General features: G+C 67.2%; 10 protein-coding genes. 2 read left to right on the forward strand and 8 right to left on the reverse strand.

All coding sequences use genetic code 11. From position 1 onward, the window contains the following. Window positions 1-74: 74 nt before the first annotated feature. The 5 genes from ACZY0R_RS32195 to apbC all read right to left on the reverse strand — a co-directional run bounded on the left by ACZY0R_RS32195 (window position 75) and on the right by apbC (window position 5,391). On the reverse strand, window positions 75-713 hold the full coding sequence (locus ACZY0R_RS32195; RefSeq protein WP_488864166.1) for a TorD/DmsD family molecular chaperone: 639 nt from the start codon (window positions 711-713) through the stop codon (window positions 75-77). Window positions 714-810: 97 nt separating this feature from the next. Beyond that, window positions 811-2,979, reverse strand: coding sequence for a 4Fe-4S binding protein (locus tag ACZY0R_RS32200; protein WP_488864168.1), 2,169 nt, complete (start codon window positions 2,977-2,979; stop codon window positions 811-813). A gap of 102 nt (window positions 2,980-3,081) precedes the next feature. Next, window positions 3,082-3,702, reverse strand: a complete 621-nt coding sequence (locus tag ACZY0R_RS32205) for a DUF3306 domain-containing protein (protein ID WP_488864170.1) — start codon at window positions 3,700-3,702, stop codon at window positions 3,082-3,084. A 16-nt stretch (window positions 3,703-3,718) separates the two neighbouring features. Continuing rightward, window positions 3,719-4,297 (reverse strand): DUF3305 domain-containing protein, encoded by a 579-nt coding sequence (locus ACZY0R_RS32210; protein WP_488864171.1) that lies wholly within the window; start codon window positions 4,295-4,297, stop codon window positions 3,719-3,721. Between the two features lie 5 nt (window positions 4,298-4,302). Next, window positions 4,303-5,391: an iron-sulfur cluster carrier protein ApbC gene (gene apbC / locus ACZY0R_RS32215; protein ID WP_488864173.1), complete on the reverse strand. Its 1,089-nt coding sequence runs from the start codon at window positions 5,389-5,391 to the stop codon at window positions 4,303-4,305. 305 nt (window positions 5,392-5,696) lie between these two features. Between apbC and ACZY0R_RS32220 the strand changes: the two genes are divergently transcribed. Continuing rightward, window positions 5,697-6,329 (forward strand): YiaD family glycine zipper/OmpA-like lipoprotein, encoded by a 633-nt coding sequence (locus tag ACZY0R_RS32220; RefSeq protein WP_488864175.1) that lies wholly within the window; start codon window positions 5,697-5,699, stop codon window positions 6,327-6,329. Between the two features lie 313 nt (window positions 6,330-6,642). Beyond that, window positions 6,643-8,712: a methionine--tRNA ligase gene (metG, locus tag ACZY0R_RS32225; RefSeq protein ID WP_488864177.1), complete on the forward strand. Its 2,070-nt coding sequence runs from the start codon at window positions 6,643-6,645 to the stop codon at window positions 8,710-8,712. A gap of 104 nt (window positions 8,713-8,816) precedes the next feature. Here the strand turns inward: metG and bamE are convergent, their stop codons facing one another. From bamE to ACZY0R_RS32240, 3 genes are all read right to left on the reverse strand, one after another. Continuing rightward, window positions 8,817-9,365, reverse strand: a complete 549-nt coding sequence (gene bamE / locus ACZY0R_RS32230) for an outer membrane protein assembly factor BamE domain-containing protein (RefSeq protein ID WP_488864179.1) — start codon at window positions 9,363-9,365, stop codon at window positions 8,817-8,819. A gap of 58 nt (window positions 9,366-9,423) precedes the next feature. After that, the gene (locus tag ACZY0R_RS32235) at window positions 9,424-13,590 is read right to left on the reverse strand and encodes a translocation/assembly module TamB domain-containing protein (protein ID WP_488864181.1); all 4,167 of its coding nucleotides are present in this window, start codon (window positions 13,588-13,590) and stop codon (window positions 9,424-9,426) included. Window positions 13,591-13,654: 64 nt separating this feature from the next. Continuing rightward, window positions 13,655-15,511 carry an autotransporter assembly complex protein TamA gene (locus ACZY0R_RS32240; protein ID WP_488866292.1) on the reverse strand — a complete coding sequence of 619 codons (1,857 nt, stop codon included), beginning with the start codon at window positions 15,509-15,511 and terminating at the stop codon, window positions 13,655-13,657. Window positions 15,512-15,691: the final 180 nt, after the last annotated feature.

Raw genomic sequence — 15,691 nt, forward strand, 5'->3', positions numbered from 1 at the left:
CCGTTTTGGAACCAGGCCGGAGACACATTGCGCGCCTCCCCTCCGCCCCTCTAGCAACCTTCGGCCTTGCCGCCTCAGTGCATGTCGAGCGCAATCGCCTCGACCGCCATGAAAGCCTTCAGCAAACCGGCCACATGCACGTAGAAGCGCGCTTGCGGATGCGCCGCCGCGGCATCGCACATGGTTTCCACCCATGACTGCAGATGCCGCGAGAAAAAGTGCTGCTGCTCGGCGAGATTGGCGATGCCGGCGTCCTCGCCCGCCACCAGGAAGCGCATTACCTCGCACAGGGTGGCGATATGGTCCTCGGTCTCGGTCACGTTGTCCTGGCGCACCAGGCCGTAGCGCGCAAGATCATCGCGCAGCGCCACCACCGGGCGTTCATTGAGAAAGCCCGTCTGGTAGTAGGAGCCGTACAGAAAGACCTCCGGCTTGCCCACGCCAATGAACAATTGCTGGTACTCGTCGGCGGCCTGCGCGGCCGTGGTGGCCGATGCTGCGTCGCACAAACTATTCCAGGCTTCGCCCAACGGCGTCGTGGCGTCTTCGCCGTGGGCGCGGTTGGCGGCGATATGGTGCAGCAGCGCGGCATCCGGCGCGCGATATAACAGGGTGGCCAGCAGGCCGTACAGGTCCGCGCGGGCGGTGTCCTCGGCATTGGCGGTGCCGTCGATTGCCGGGGGGATCAGCTGGATAGGCTGGAAATCTGTCATATCGTGATTGTTCTAGGGGTTTCCGGATAGCGCGGGCCGGGGTCGAGCGTCCCGCCGCGCGCACGCGGCAAGACGGCTTTCGCCCGGCGAGCCAGGCCTACTGTACGGCAGTGCCGCTGGCGGCGCCGGCATCCTTTTCCATCATATCGACGACGCGGCAATCGCCGCACATCTTCAGGCGCTCGGCGGCCTCGCCGGCAAATGCCGGGTGGCTTGCCAGCCGAGCCAGCATGACATGCACCATCTGGGCCGTGCCAAATGGCTTGCCGCAGCGGATGCAATGGAAGGGCTGGGTCTCGGCAAGCGTCACGGTGCGCCGCGCGTCTTCACCGGTCAGCAGGCGCGGCACCAGGGTGATAGCGTCTTCCGGGCAGGTTTTTTCGCACAGGCCGCACTGCACGCAATTGCGCTCCAGGAAGCCTAGCACCGGACGTTCGGGGTTGTCGCGCAGGGCCTGCGAGGGACAAACGCCGACGCAGGCCATGCACAACGTGCAGCGCCCGGTGTCAACCGCCACGGCGCCCAGCGGCGCGCCGGCTGGCAGCGGTACGCTGGCCTGCGGCCGCGGTGCGTTGCGCACCAGGTGGTCCAGCGCAAAATCCAGCGTTTCGCGCTTGGCGGCGGCAGCGTGGAAAACCGCCGGGGGATTGGCGCCGGCCGCATTCGCTGGTGCAAGTTGCGCGAGTTGCGCATCCAGCGTGGCAGCATCAGGGGAATCGACCAGCGACAGGAATTCACCGTCATAGCCGAGGCCCGCCAGGATGGCCTGCCCCACCGCCATCTGCCCGGCCAGGGCCGTGCGGTATTGCGGGGCCTCGTCGCCGGTCAGCATCACGGCAACGTGGCCGGCGCCCCAGCAAATGGCCGACAGCCAAAGCTCGAGCCCGCACGCGGCCGGGTGGAACAGTCCCACCGGGATGACATTGGGCGGGATGCCGCGCGCCTGTCCGGCCCGCGCGGCGCGGCCCAGCGCCAGGATGGGGGCATTGCCGTATTCCTCGCCATGCAATAGCAGCACCGCATCGCGCCCGCCGGCCGCGCGGTAGGCCGAGACCAGGGTGCGCAGGCGCTCGCCGAGATAGTCCGGCTTGGGATAGGCATAGCTGATGGCGCCGGTCGGGCACACCGTGGTGCAGGCGCCGCAGCCCATGCACAGGTTGGGCGTGACCTCGATACGGCCGCGCCCGTCATGCCATTGCGAGCGGATCGCCTCGGCGGAACAGATATCGATGCAGGCCGTGCAGCCGGTAGTCTGGTTGCGGCCGTGCGCGCAGATTTTTTCCTTGTACTGGAAGAACTTCGGCTTCTCGAACTCGCCCTTCATCTGGACCAGGGCCAGCGCCTGCGTGTGCTGGCGCAGCGTATCCGCGCCGGCATACAGGTAGCCTTGCGGCGGCGAGTGCATGGTGAAGAACGGCGCATCGGCCAGATCGAACACCAGGTCGAAGCGCTCGGTGGCGGTCCCTAGCGGACGATCGAAGTCGATCGCGGCAGCCGCGCCGCAAGCCTTCACGCAGGCGCGATGGGAGCGGCAGCGGTCCAGGTCGATCTGGTAGCTGAAATCGATCGCGTCCTCGGGGCAGACGTCGATGCAGGCATTGCAGCGCGTGCACAGATCCAGGTCGATCGGGTTGCTGCGCCCCGTGCCGGTCTCCCAGCTTGCCTCGAAGGCGCCCAGCCAGCCGCCGAGCTTGACCAGCTTGCCGCTGTGCACCGGGAAGGCCCGCGAGGCAGGCAGGGCCGCCGCGGCCATGGCGGCGCCAGCGCCGCTCAGCAGCACCGACACCTCCATGCCGGATTCGGCCAGCTTGCCGGCCCAGGGGATGGCGCGCGCGGCGGGCCCGAGCACCAGCACGGCGCCGTTCGCGCGATAGTCCACCAGCGGCACCGGTTCCGGCTCGGGCAGCGCGGCGGCGGCCAGCAGCGCGGCGATCTTGGCATTGGCGGTCTTGGGATCGCGCCGGGCCCCCTGCGACCAGCCGCCGGTTTCGCGAATATTGACGAAGCGCACCGGCGCCGTCATGGTGCCGCCAGCCTGGCGCTTTGCGGCCACCTCGGTGAACAGCTGGCGCTCCTGCGTGCAGGCCACGATCACGTCGTCCGTGCCGTCGAGCGCGGTGGTGAAATCGCCGATCTCGCGGCGGCACAGCAGATGGTGGACCTTGAGCGGTGGGCTGGTACTGCCTGCGCAAGTGGGGCCATCACCCGACAGGGCCGCCCCGTCAAGCGGCATGGTGTCGTTGCAATTGCAAATCAGCGTCGGCATGGTGAATGCAGCTTGGCCGGCCTGGCTGCCCCTTTTCCAAGGAGTCTTGCGGCCCGCGAATTGTGGGGGGAAGCCCATTGTAGGCCGCTGTTGCGGCAGCGGCTACGCGTGTTTGCCTGGGGCGGAATCGTCGGGCTGGTGCGCTGCGCCGGGCAACTTGGGAGCGGCTGCAACGGGCGCGTGAGGCTGCATTTCAGGCGGCACGGCTTGCGGGGACTCCAGCGCCTCTGGCTGGCCCGCGGTGGCCTGCTCCGCCTCCGGCACCGCAGCTCCGGGCGCATCCAGCGCCTGTTCCGCCGCGCGTGCCGCAGCCAGTTCGTCGTCGGTCGGCGCGAACAGGCCCAGCGTCTCGGACTGGCGCATGCGCCGCAGCACATCGAGGGGAATCGGGTCGGGTTTGCCGTAGTCGTCGATGTAGATATCGAGCCCGTCCATCACATTGAAATGCGGATCGGCAAACAAGGTCTTGAGCGCGGCGCGCTTGACGGTTTCGTCTACGCCGCGCGCCACGAAACGCGCGATGCTGTCGCCCGGCTGCAGCAACGCGGCATCGGCAAGCGTGGGGAGGGGCTCGGCCGGCGCGGCAGGTTCCGCCTGCCACCGGTCAGCGGGCGCTGGCGGTTCGGCCGGCACGGGTGGCGCCGGTTCGGGCGCCAGCGGCTGTCCCTGGCGCGCCGCGGCCTTGCGGCGTGACCAGCGCGACAGGAAAGAGTCATCGCTCATGCGGTACCAGCCTGCATCAGTAGCGCGCCCGGTCCTCCGGCGCCTTGAACGATTCCGGGCGGCGGCGTTTCTTGGGCTCCGGGCGGTAATGCTCTGCCACGTAGGCGCGCAGCCAGTCGAGTTGCTCGGGCGCCAGCGGCACATTTTCGACGGTTTCGCCGGCATCGAGCCAGCGTCCGGCCTCGTTGTAGGAGAGTGTCACGGTGACCGGCAGCGGCAACGGCTCGCCATTGTCCGACGCGGGCACGGCGGCCTGGCCGCCCTCCTCCGCCATGCGCCAGAGCACGAACCAGCAGGGCGCGGTGGAGGTGAGGTTGAGGTAATACCCCTCCGCCTCATCGCGGAACAGCGTGACGCCGTAGCCTGGATACAGCCAGCGCGCGCCATGCTCGTCCTGCGCCAGGCAGTGCGGCACGGCACCGAACTCGCCGAGGTCGGGCAGGACGGCGTCGAGTTCCCATTTCCACGGTTGCCAGGGGCTGCGCAGCGCCACGCGGCGCATCACCACGGCCATGGTGACGCCAGGCCGGCCAGCGGGCACAGCATCGGACCCGGTGGCCGGGATGCCTGCGGCGGGATCGGCTGGCGTGCCCATGGCGTTCAGGTGTTCTGCACCACGATGCTGGGGAACTTGCTGGTCATGTCGCGGGCACGGTCGGCCACCTTCACGGCCACCTTGCGCGCCATGGCGCGGTAGAGCTCGGCGATCGGGCTGTCAGGGTCGGACACCACGGTCGGGCGGCCAGTGTCGGCCTGCTCGCGGATCGAGCGGTTCAGCGGCATGCTGCCGAGCAACTCCACGCCGTAGTCCTCGCACATCTTCTCACCACCGCCTTCGCCGAAGATATGCTCGACGTGGCCGCAGTTCGGGCAGCAGTAGACCGCCATGTTCTCGACGAGGCCGAGAATGGGAATCCCCACCTTCTCAAACATCTTCAGGCCCTTCTTGGCGTCCAGCAAGGCAATGTCCTGAGGCGTCGTGACAATCACGGCGCCCGTAACCGGCACTTTCTGCGACAGCGTCAGCTGGATGTCGCCGGTGCCCGGCGGCATGTCGACGATCAGGTAATCGAGATCGTGCCAGTTGGTCTGGCGCAGCAACTGCTCCAGCGCCGAGGTCACCATCGGGCCGCGCCACACCATGGGATTGTCCTGCTCGATCAGGAAGCCGATGGAGTTGGCCTGCAGGCCGTGGCCTTCGAGCGGCTCCATGGTCTGGCCGTCGGAGGACTCGGGGCGGCCGTCGATGCCAAGCATCATCGGCAGGCTGGGACCGTAGATGTCGGCGTCGAGCATGCCCACGCGGGCGCCCTCGGCGGACAATGCCAGCGCCAGGTTGACGGCGGTGGTGGACTTGCCCACCCCGCCCTTGCCCGACGCCACGGCGATCACGTTCTTCACGCCCGGCAGCAGCTTGACGCCGCGCTGTACGGCATGCGCCACGATCTTCATGCTGACGGCCACCTTGGCATTGGTCACGCCCGGCAGTTGCCGCAGCGCAGCAACCACCTGCTTGCGGATCGGTTCCAACTGGCTCTTGCCGGGATAGCCCAGCTCGACTTCAAGCGACACATCGCCGCCTTCGACCCGCACGTTGCGGGCAGAGCGCGTAGACACCAGATCCCGGCCCGTGTTGGGGTCGATCACGGTGCGCAGGACTTCGGTAACCTGGTCGACGGTGAGGCTCAAGACAATCTCCGCTACTGAATATGGGGAAGGCGCGTACTGTATCAAAGTATGAGCGAAGCGCAGGCTGCGGGTGGCGCGCGGACGACAAGCCCCTCACGCGGGCGTGGAATTACACGCACTTACAACTGTCACAGCAACAGGCTTGTGCACCCGGCTTCATCTCCTTATTGTAGTGCGCCAGGAACGCACGCCAGCGGAATACCGCCCGGGCTCTTGTGTTCACGTGCCGTCCGCGTTATTTCTAGTGGTGTAGCTCACACCACTTCAACAATCATCTCAAGAAGATCCTTCCTGAAGGAGAAAGCATGAAATTCAAGCTTGCCAGCCTTGCCGTTGTCGCCATTCTTGCCGCCGGCTGCGCTACAGAACAAGGCACCCAGACCGCGGTCGGAACCGGTGTGGGCGCTGCGGTCGGTGCCGGCCTGGGCAACCTGATCGGCGGCAACACTACCGGCACGCTCGTCGGCGCGGCGGTAGGCGGGGCTCTCGGCGGAGCTACGGGTTACAACTGGAACGCGATCCGCGGCAAGCTGAACAAGGACACTGCCGGCACCGGGACCCAGATCACCGAACAGCCGGATGGCTCGCTGAAGGTAAATATCCCGAGCCAGGTGACCTTCGACACGGACAGCGCCAGCATCAAGCCCTCGTTCCGCTCGGTGCTGGACCAGGTCTCGCAGACCCTTGCCCAGCAACAGGACGTCTCCGCCACCGTGGTTGGCCATACCGACAGCACGGGCAATCCCAGCTACAACATGCAACTGTCGCAGCGTCGCGCGCAGAGCGTGGCGACCTATCTGGGTGACCGCGGCGTGGCCCGGACCCGCCTGGCATCCGAAGGCCGGGGGCAAACCCAGCCCTTGGCGGACAACGCCACTGAGGCGGGTCGCGCACAAAATCGCCGGGTCGAAATTTATTTGAAACCAATTCAGCGATGATGCTGTCATAGAAACAGGTACCGCTTGTCACCGTTGCTGGCTCGCGATGGGTGGCTGACCTCCCGGGCGGTACCTGATTTCTCCTCCTTTTCCGTTGTGGAAAGCTGCGCCGGTACTAACCGGCGCTTTTTTTGCCCAGATGCTTTTTGGTGACTTTTAAGTCACTTAAAGCACTCTCTTCCCGCTCCGCCTTGCCGGAGTGCACGCGCTGCCTGCCCCGCTTGCTAGAATAGCCCTCTCACGGTGCCCGCCTGATTCTCCCGGCGGCGCCCCCGCCTTACTGTCCAACCCCCTCCTGACCGGCAATTTTTCCATGACCGCACGTCGCATCCTCGTCACATCTGCCCTGCCATACGCCAACGGCCAGATCCATATCGGCCACCTGGTGGAGTACATCCAGACCGACATCTGGGTGCGCTTCCAGCGCATGATGGGCAACGAGGTGTACTACGTCGGCGCGGACGACACGCACGGCACCCCGGTGATGCTGCGGGCCGAAAAGGAAGGCATCACCCCCAAGCAGCTGATCGACCGCGTGTGGACCGAGCACAAGCGTGATTTCGACAGCTTCATGGTGTCGTTCGACAACTACTACAGCACCGACTCCGACGAGAACAAGCAGCTCTCCGAGAAGATCTACCTGGCGCTGAAGGCCGAAGACCTGATCGCCGAGCGCGAGGTCGAGCAGTTCTACGACCCCGTCAAGAACATGTTCCTGCCGGACCGCTTCATCAAGGGCGAGTGCCCGAAGTGCGGCGCCAAGGACCAGTACGGCGACTCCTGCGAGGTCTGCGGCACCACCTACGTGCCCACCGACCTGAAGAACCCGTATTCGGTGGTGTCCGGCGCCACGCCGGTGCGCAAGTCCTCCGCCCATTACTTCTTCAAGCTCTCCGACCCGCGCTGCGAAACCTTCCTGCGCGAGTGGGTGGCCGACCTGGCCCAGCCGGAAGCGGCCAACAAGATGCAGGAATGGCTGGGCGCCGAAGGCGAGGCCTCGACGCTGTCGGATTGGGACATCTCGCGTGACGCGCCGTACTTCGGCTTCGAGATTCCCGGTGCACCCGGCAAGTACTTCTACGTGTGGCTGGATGCGCCGATCGGCTACTACGCCAGCTTCAAGAACCTGGCCGAGAAGAAGGGCATCGATTTCGACGCCTGGGTGGGCCCGCATTCCACCGCCGAGCAGTACCACTTCATCGGCAAGGACATCCTGTATTTCCACACGCTGTTCTGGCCGGCCATGCTGCGTTTCTCGGGCTACCGCACGCCCACCAACGTGTTCGCGCACGGCTTCCTGACGGTCGACGGCGCCAAGATGAGCAAGTCGCGCGGCACCTTCATCACCGCGCAGAGCTACGTCGATACCGGCATGAACCCGGAGTGGCTGCGCTACTACTTCGCCGCCAAGCTCAACGCCAGCATGGAAGACCTCGACCTCAACCTCGACGACTTCATCGCACGCGTGAACAGCGACCTGATCGGCAAATACGTGAATATCGCCAGCCGCGCCGCCGGCTTCCTGGTCAAGCGCTTCGATGGCGTGGTGGACGAGGCCGCGCTGGCCCATCCGCTACTCAAGCAACTACGCGCGGCCGCGCCGCAGGTGGCGCACTTCTATGAAGGCCGCGAGTACAGCAAAGCGCTGCGCCTGGTGATGGAACTCACCGATGCAGTGAACGCCTTCGTCGACACCGAGAAGCCGTGGGAACTGGCCAAGGACGAAGCCAGGCGCGCCGCCCTGCACGCCGCCTGCTCGGTCTCGCTGGAAGCCTTCCGCCTGCTCACCGTCTATCTCAAGCCGGTGGTGCCGCAGATGGCCGCGGGCGTTGAGCGCTTCCTCAATATCGAGCCGCTGGACTGGCGCGGCATCGACAAGCAACTGTCGGCCTCGCGTCCGGTGCAGCCGTACTCGCACCTGATGACCCGCGTGGATGCCAAGCAGGTCGATGCCCTGCTGGCCGCCAACCGCGATTCGCTGCAAGCCACCGCCCCCGCCGCCACGGCGGACGCTGCTGCCGCCTCGATCGAGCCGATCGCCGAGACCATCACCATCGACGACTTCGCCAAGATCGACCTGCGTGTCGCGAAAATCGTGGCTTGCCAGAAGGTGGAAGGCTCGGACAAGCTGCTGCAGCTGACGCTGGACCTGGGCGAAGGCAAGACGCGCAACGTCTTCTCCGGCATCCAGTCGGCCTACACGCCCGAACAGCTGGTGGGCAAGCTCACGGTGATGGTGGCCAACCTGGCGCCGCGCAAGATGAAGTTCGGCCTGTCCGAAGGCATGGTGCTGGCCGCTTCCGCGGCGGACGAGAAGGCCACGCCCGGGCTCTGGATCCTGGAGCCGCACGAAGGCGCGGTCCCGGGCATGCGTATCCGCTGATGTACCGAGGCGGTGAGGCGCGCCCGCGCTGATCCGCCAATACCGCAACGGCGCTGGCGTCGATTGACGCCGCGCCGCCAGCAAGCCCCGCTGCCCGTAGTGGGCTAGCCGCCCTGCATCCTGGAGGGATCGTCGCTGCGCGAGGTGTGGGTTACCTTGCCGTCGGCATTGAAATGCACGTTGAAGAAGGCCTTCTCCTGCGAGCTTTCCCACCAGCGATAACCCCAGACCTCCTCCTTATTGAGCGCGAAGGCTTCCACCTTGGTGGGCTTGCCCAGCAGGCGGCGGATGTCGTCGCGGCTCATTCCGGCGCGCACGCGCGCGAAGTTTTCCGCGGTCAGCACCTGCTCGATGGCGCGCACCTTGCCGTCTGCGCCGATCGTCACCATCCAGGTAGTGCCGCCCTCCGGCCCGCGCGGGTATTCGAGGCGGCGCCCGCCCCCATCCTCTTCCCAGACAATCTCCGGGCGCCCGGCCTGGCGCCGCACGTCCTCCTCGCCCGACTCGCCCACCACGATGCCCTTGAACAGCTGGCTATCGGGCTTGACCGAGTTCCAGGTAGAGCGCGCGGTATCGCCCGCCTTCTTCATCGCTTCGTCGACCTTCTGCTGGTCGCACCCGAACAGGGCAAGCACGGAGGAAATCAGTCCCATGGCGGCAAGGCGTCGGTACGACGCGGCAGTATCTGAAGGGAGGAAATAGCGTTGCCCCTCAGGGCCGCGCAGGCGCGGCATCCGAGGCGGCACCGCGGGGTGCATCGTCGCCGGTTTTGCTGTTGATTTCGTTGCTGCCATCGGTCTGGCTCCCTTCGGATCTGGCGCGGCCGCCCGCGCCGGTGAACAGATTGCCCCAACTGTCAAAGCGGCGGTTGAACAACAGGGAGAGGCCACTGATCGAACCTCCCTTGGCAACCAGCGACCAGCGCCGCGAGAATGCCCAGGTCAGCTTGAACACGCTGGAAGCACTGGTCAGGCTCTGCTCATAGCCCACCGAGATCTGCTCGGTCACGGCCTTGCCCACGCTTACCACCTGCTGGTCGTTAAGGCCCGCGGTACTCGGGCCGATGGAAAACTCGTCGATGCCGAAATGCTGCACGATCCCCTTGCCGGCGCGCCCGCCGATCATACCCAGCGCCGCGCCGCCCAGGGCCGCGCCACCGAGCTGCTTCTGCTGTCCGGCGGCGGCGGATTCAGCGCCATAACCGAACATCAGCCATGACAGCTTATCCTCCTCCGGCACATTCGGCTCCGACACCAGCCTGACGCGCGGCAGGCGCACCGTGCCGGTCACCTCCACGCCGGCCTCCACCTCCTGGTTGCGGCGCATGGCGCGGATATTGATGTTGGGATTGTCCACCGGACCGTTGAAATTGACGATGCCGCGCTCGATGTTCAGCTTGCGCCCGAAGGCTTCATAGGTGCCGTCGGTCACGCGAATGGTGCCGGTGGCGCGCAGCGGGGTCAGCGGCGCGCTCTTGATGCCGAGCTGGCCGCCCAGGCGCAGGTCCGCGCCGGCCCCGCGGAAGCGGAAGTTGTCCCCCAGATCGAGCGTGAGATCGATCAGCGGGCTGAAGCGGCTGGCCGGCGCGGTTTCCGGCACAGGTGTAGCGGCGGTCTTGATCTGGCGCTGGTCGCGACGGCGCACCACCACCACGTCGTCGCCCAGCTCCGGGGCACCGGCCTTGGGCAGGTCGAACAGGCCGCGGTCTACGCGGAACTTGCCGCGGATCACGATCTGGCGGTTCTCGTTGACGATGCTGGCATCGCCGGAAACGATCAGGGTGCGCTCGGGGCTGGCGAAGATCTGGAGCTTGTCGGCCACGATCTTGCCCGCCAGGTTCGGATCGGTCTCCCCCAGCTTCACGTTGCCGGTGGCCACGATCTTGCCGTCGCCGCCGCGGAATTCCACCTGCTTGAGCTCAATGGCGTTCTGGTCGAGCGCGACGCGCACGATGCCGTCGGTCAGACGGATGCCCAGGTCATACAGCGTGATAGCGATGCCACTGCCGTCGATATTGCCGGTGAGCAACGGGTTGCCGACCGTGCCGGCAAGCTGCAGGGTGGCCGCCAGCTTGCCATCGAACGCGTATTGCGGCCCGGTAAACGCTTCCAGCGTCTTGATCTTCGGCACATCCAGCGACACCTTGCCCGCCAGCGCGGAAGCCGGCGTCACCGTCATCAAGCCCTGGTCCTGGAGCAGTCCGGCGGACGCGTCCACCACCAGCTTGCCGAGGCGCGCGGCTTCTACACCGCCGCGCAGGTTGACGCGGCTGCCGGCAAACTCGGCGCGCAGCGCGCTCTCGCCTAGTCCCAGGGTGGTGAAGCCCCGACCCGCGCTCATGGAGACATCGCCGCTGCGGCGGCGCAACTCGGCGAAGCCGGAGGCGGTCTCGGCCAGCGTGATGTTCCAGCGCCCGTCCAGCACCAGGTCCGAGCGCACCGGCGGCGCCTCGCCGCTGAGCGCCTCGGCCAGGCGCAGCAGGTTTGCCACCTGCAAGCCGTCGAGGTTGCCCTGCGTGCGGATGCGGCCATGATCGAACTCGAAACTGTCCACATTGACGCGGGCGCGCTCGAACTGCAGGCCGGCGGCGCCCAGCCGCACATGCTGGTCGGCCACCAGCAGCTGTGCAGGCGCTATCAGCCGCACATTGACGGTGCCGCGTTCTTCCAGGGTGCGGATGGTGCCGTTCCAGCCGGCCTGGCCCTGCCAGGCACCCTGCCCCGCCAGGGTCAGCTGCATCGGCTTGTCGTGCAGCGTGCCGGCCGTCTTCAGCTCGAAGCTGTGCTTGGCCTGGGTGCCGCTGAGCGTCACGTCGAGCGTGCGCAGCGTGGCAACCGGGCCACGATAGTCGCGCGCGTTCAGTTGTAGCGCGAGCGTGCCATCCAGCCCCCCGCGCAGCTCCGCGCTGCCGCTGGCGCTGGCGACATGGTGCGGGCCCACCACCAGCGACTGGGCGCTATAGGTGCCCACGATTTCCGGCCGCGCCAGGGTGCCGGTGATGTCGGCATCGAGCTTGAGCACGCCGGCCACGCCGAACTTGAGCCGCTCGAGCTGGGGCGCGTCCACATGCAGCTTCAGGCGATCGCCGCGCGCGCCGAAACTGCCGCTGAGCTGAGCCTGGTTGCCGGCCATGTCAATCGTGGCCTGGCTCGGCAGCAGGCGCTCGCCGGCCAGGCGCAGCTTGCCCTCGCCGCGCATCGGCAGCCCGGCATAGACGCTGTCGCGCACCGAGAAATCGAGCGCCACGCGCCGCTCCGGCGCGAGTGTCCCGCTGGCAGTGAAGTCGGCATTGATGCGGCCGGGCGCCACCGTGGCGACGCGCGCGGGGTCGAAATTGGTGAGCTTGCCCTTGAAGCTGAAGGGCTGCTCGTCCTTGAGCGAAAGCTTGCCCTCGGCGTTGAGCGTGCCCGACCCGATGCCGGCGCGCAGCGCGGTCAGCGTCACTGCCTCGGCGTCCAGGCGCGCATCGGCGAACAGCTTGAACTCGCCGCCGGCAAGGTCCAGCGCCGCGCTCTGGCGGCCGGGCTCCAGCCGCAGGATCACCGGGCCGGACAAACGCACGCGCTTCAGGCTGCCATAGAGGGCTTGCGGGTCGAGGTTGCGCACGTCGAGGTCAAAGCCGCCGCGGCCCTCGTGCAGCGCGCCGCCGCCACGGATCTCGCCGCCGCCGGCCAGCGCCACGCGCAGGTCGCGCACCGTCTGTGCCGTCTCGCTGACCTCGATGTGCCCCTGCACCGATTCCACCGGCAGGCGCTCGGCGTCGAGCTTGCCGGCGTCATGGTTGACGATGCGCACGTCGCCCGCTACCCGCAGGGGCGCCTCGTCGGTGGCGCTGACTGGCTTTGCGCTGGCGGCGGAGGCGGGAACCGCCGATGCCGTTGCAACCGGGGCGCTGGCAGCCGCCGGCGAGGATGCCGCCGGTGCCGGTGCCGGTGCGCCCGCCCCATCCACCGGCCGCAACTCGGCCTGCACGGACAGGTTGGCTTGCGGCGCCGAAGCGCTGAACAGGCGCGGATTGATGTGCTCGCCGTTGACCACCACATGGGTGAACGGCACCTTGCCGAACGGCGTCAGGTCGGCCCCGGCGCGGCCGCGCATTCGATCGCCGCTGGCCTCGACTTCCGCGCGCAGGGCGGCGAGCGAGCCACGCATACTGGCACTGATGCTGAAGGACTCCTTCTCCCAGCTGCCCTCCAGCAGGGCCGCGCCGGTCAATGCGAAAGGCGCCTGGCCGGCGATCTGCGCATTGGCAGCGAGCTTGCCATACGGCGTGACCAGGTGTTCCACGCTGGCGCGATGGTGCTGCCCGTCGGAATGCAGCGAACCCGCCAGGTCGGCAAACACCATCTCGCTGGGCGTGGCCGGCGGCCCCTGCAGCAAGGCCAGGCGTGCCAGGGTGAGCGTATCCACGTCCACCGACAGCGGCAGCTCGAGCGATTTGGGCAGCGTGGCAGGCGCGCTGTCGGGCTGGGCCGGGGGCAAACGCAGCGTCACCGCACCGATGCGCAGCCATTTGACATGCAAACGGGTCGGCGACCAGTTGAACGACCAGTTGCCATCGAGGCGGTCCACCGTCACGCGTGTCTCGCCGCTCGCGAACACCACATCGCGCAGGCGCAGGCCCTGGGCCATCGTGCCGCCCTCCAGCTTGCCGGACAAGGCGCCGGCGGACAGCCGCGTGGCCATTGACCACAGCTGGCGCGTGCCCGCCTCGGTGCGCAGGGCCAGCGCCACGGCCGACAGCGCCGCCAGCAGCAGCACGAGCAACACCACCACCAGCCACGCCAGCCAGCGCCAGACGCGCGCCCGGCGCGGACGCGCCGGTCCGGGTGCGCCGGCATCGCGGGCGGGAACGGGAGGCATGTCGGGGATGCTCATGCGGCAAACGCCTTGCGGCTGCGTGGATGGAAGGCGCCGGCCTGCCGGCAGGGTCGCATCGCCATCAGAACGCGACTCCAAGCGAAATATGCGGGCGGAACTGCGTATTCTGGATGCCGTAGCCGATATCGAGCTGCACCGGCCCGACCGGGCTGCGCCAGCGCGCGCCGATGCCCACGCCGTTGTAGAGCTTGACGCCGGTCAGGTTGTCGGTGGCGGTCCCCACGTCCCAGAAAACCGCGGCGCCCCAGTCGGGCAGGAACCAGTACTGGTATTCCAGGCTGGCAGTGCCGAGGTATTTGGCGGGCAGCACGCTGGCGCCGTCGCGCGTGCCGATCGACTGATAGCTGTAGCCCCGGATCGAATCGGTGCCGCCGGCGCGAAAGCGCAGCGAGGCCGGTACCTTGGTGACGTCGCCTCTGGTGATATCGGCGCCCAGTTCCAGCCGGGCCACCACCAGGTCGCGTTTGCCCACCGGGATGTACTGGCGGATACGGCCGTAGACGCGGAAGAAGGTCTCGTCGCTCAGCACGTGCTGGGCCGCCACGCCAACCTGCGTGTTGATGACATTGCCGCGGCGCGGGAACACCGGGTTGTCCACGTCGCGCCGCGTCCATGCGAAAGCCGGCACCAGCGCCCGGCTAAGCTGGTTCGGCTCGCCGAACGGCTGCAGGTTGTCGTAGTAATAGTCCAGCGAGATGGTGGTGTCGTAATTCTCGCGCGAGCGGGAGCGCTTCAGGCCGGTGCGCAGGCTGGTCAGGTCGGTGCTTTCCAGGTCGATGGTGCGTTCGTAGCTGCTGTAGACGCTGTTGCGGTACGTCCTGCTATCGGGCGGCATGGCCATCTCCGCGAAAACGTACTGGCGTTTTTGCTCGATGCGCGCCTGCGAGTCGAACACCCAGGCACGGTTGAACAGGTTGTAATAGGAATAGCGGCCTTCGACCTGGGCGCCGGTATCGGTGGTGTAGCCCACGCCGCTCGAGAGCCGGTTGACGGGATACTCGCGCACGCGCACATACACCGGCACGGTGACCTTGTCGGCGTTCATGTCGACCTTTGGCTCGGCGTCGCTGGCCGTGCCCGCCTCGGTCACCTTGCCCTGATCCGTCGACTCTTGCTGGCCCAGGTCGATCTGCACGTTGGAAAAATAGGGCTGGTTCTGGATCGCCCGCTGGAATTCCAGCAAGCGCTCCACGCGGTACGGCTCGCCCTCGTACAGCGGATTGACGTTGCGGATGATCTGCTCGGGATAACGCCGCAACCCGCTGATCTTCAGCGGTCCCATGCGGTATGCCGGGCCGCTGGCAAAACGCGCGCTGAGGTCCGCCGCATGCTCGTCCGGCTCGACGCGCGCCTGCGAGCCGGTCATGCGGGCGCCGTAGTAGGTATGGCTCTGTAACTCCACCAGGGCGTCTTCCTTGGCCTTGGACCAGTCCGCCTGCCGGAACGGGTCGCCCACCGGCAGGCCCCATTTGGCCCGGATTTCGGCAATCTGCTCCGGCGACTGGGTGGCGGCGGGGCCGCTCACGCTAACGTCGACCGCACGGATCACGGTGCGCGCGCCAGGGTCCACCGTGATGGTCACGGTGCGCTCATCGCCGCTGCCTTCCACCTTGGTGGTGGTCTGCGGATCGAAATAGCCTTCGGTGGAGGTGAACTGGCGGACCTGCTCGCCAACCGTCTCGACCATGTAGTTGAACTGGTCCGGCGAGATGTCGCCGCGCGCGCTGTAGCGTGACAGGTCCAGGTGGTCTTGCAGGATTTCCTTGATCGCCTTCGGCGCGTCCACCTCGACCTTGTAGGCGGCGGCGGCCGGCCCCGCGGACAGCGCCAGGGCCGCCAGCAACGGACGCGCCAGGCGGCGCAGCGCGGCCGCCGCCCCCGGCTCTGCGCCGGAGGCGGCGACAAAGCCGGCAGGCATGGTGCGCGGGGTCCCTGGATCCATCCTCATCGATTGGTGCACGTCACGCAAAGTCGATATTTGACCACACCCGGGCGGCCAGCCTGCCCGATGGCGCCAAAAAGACCGCCCCCAGGCGGCGGCGCATCAGGGGTGTGGGATCAAAATGGTGGAATCGCGTGCAATCCCGTTACTGACCCT

Source organism: Cupriavidus sp. F041, from assembly GCF_057814235.1.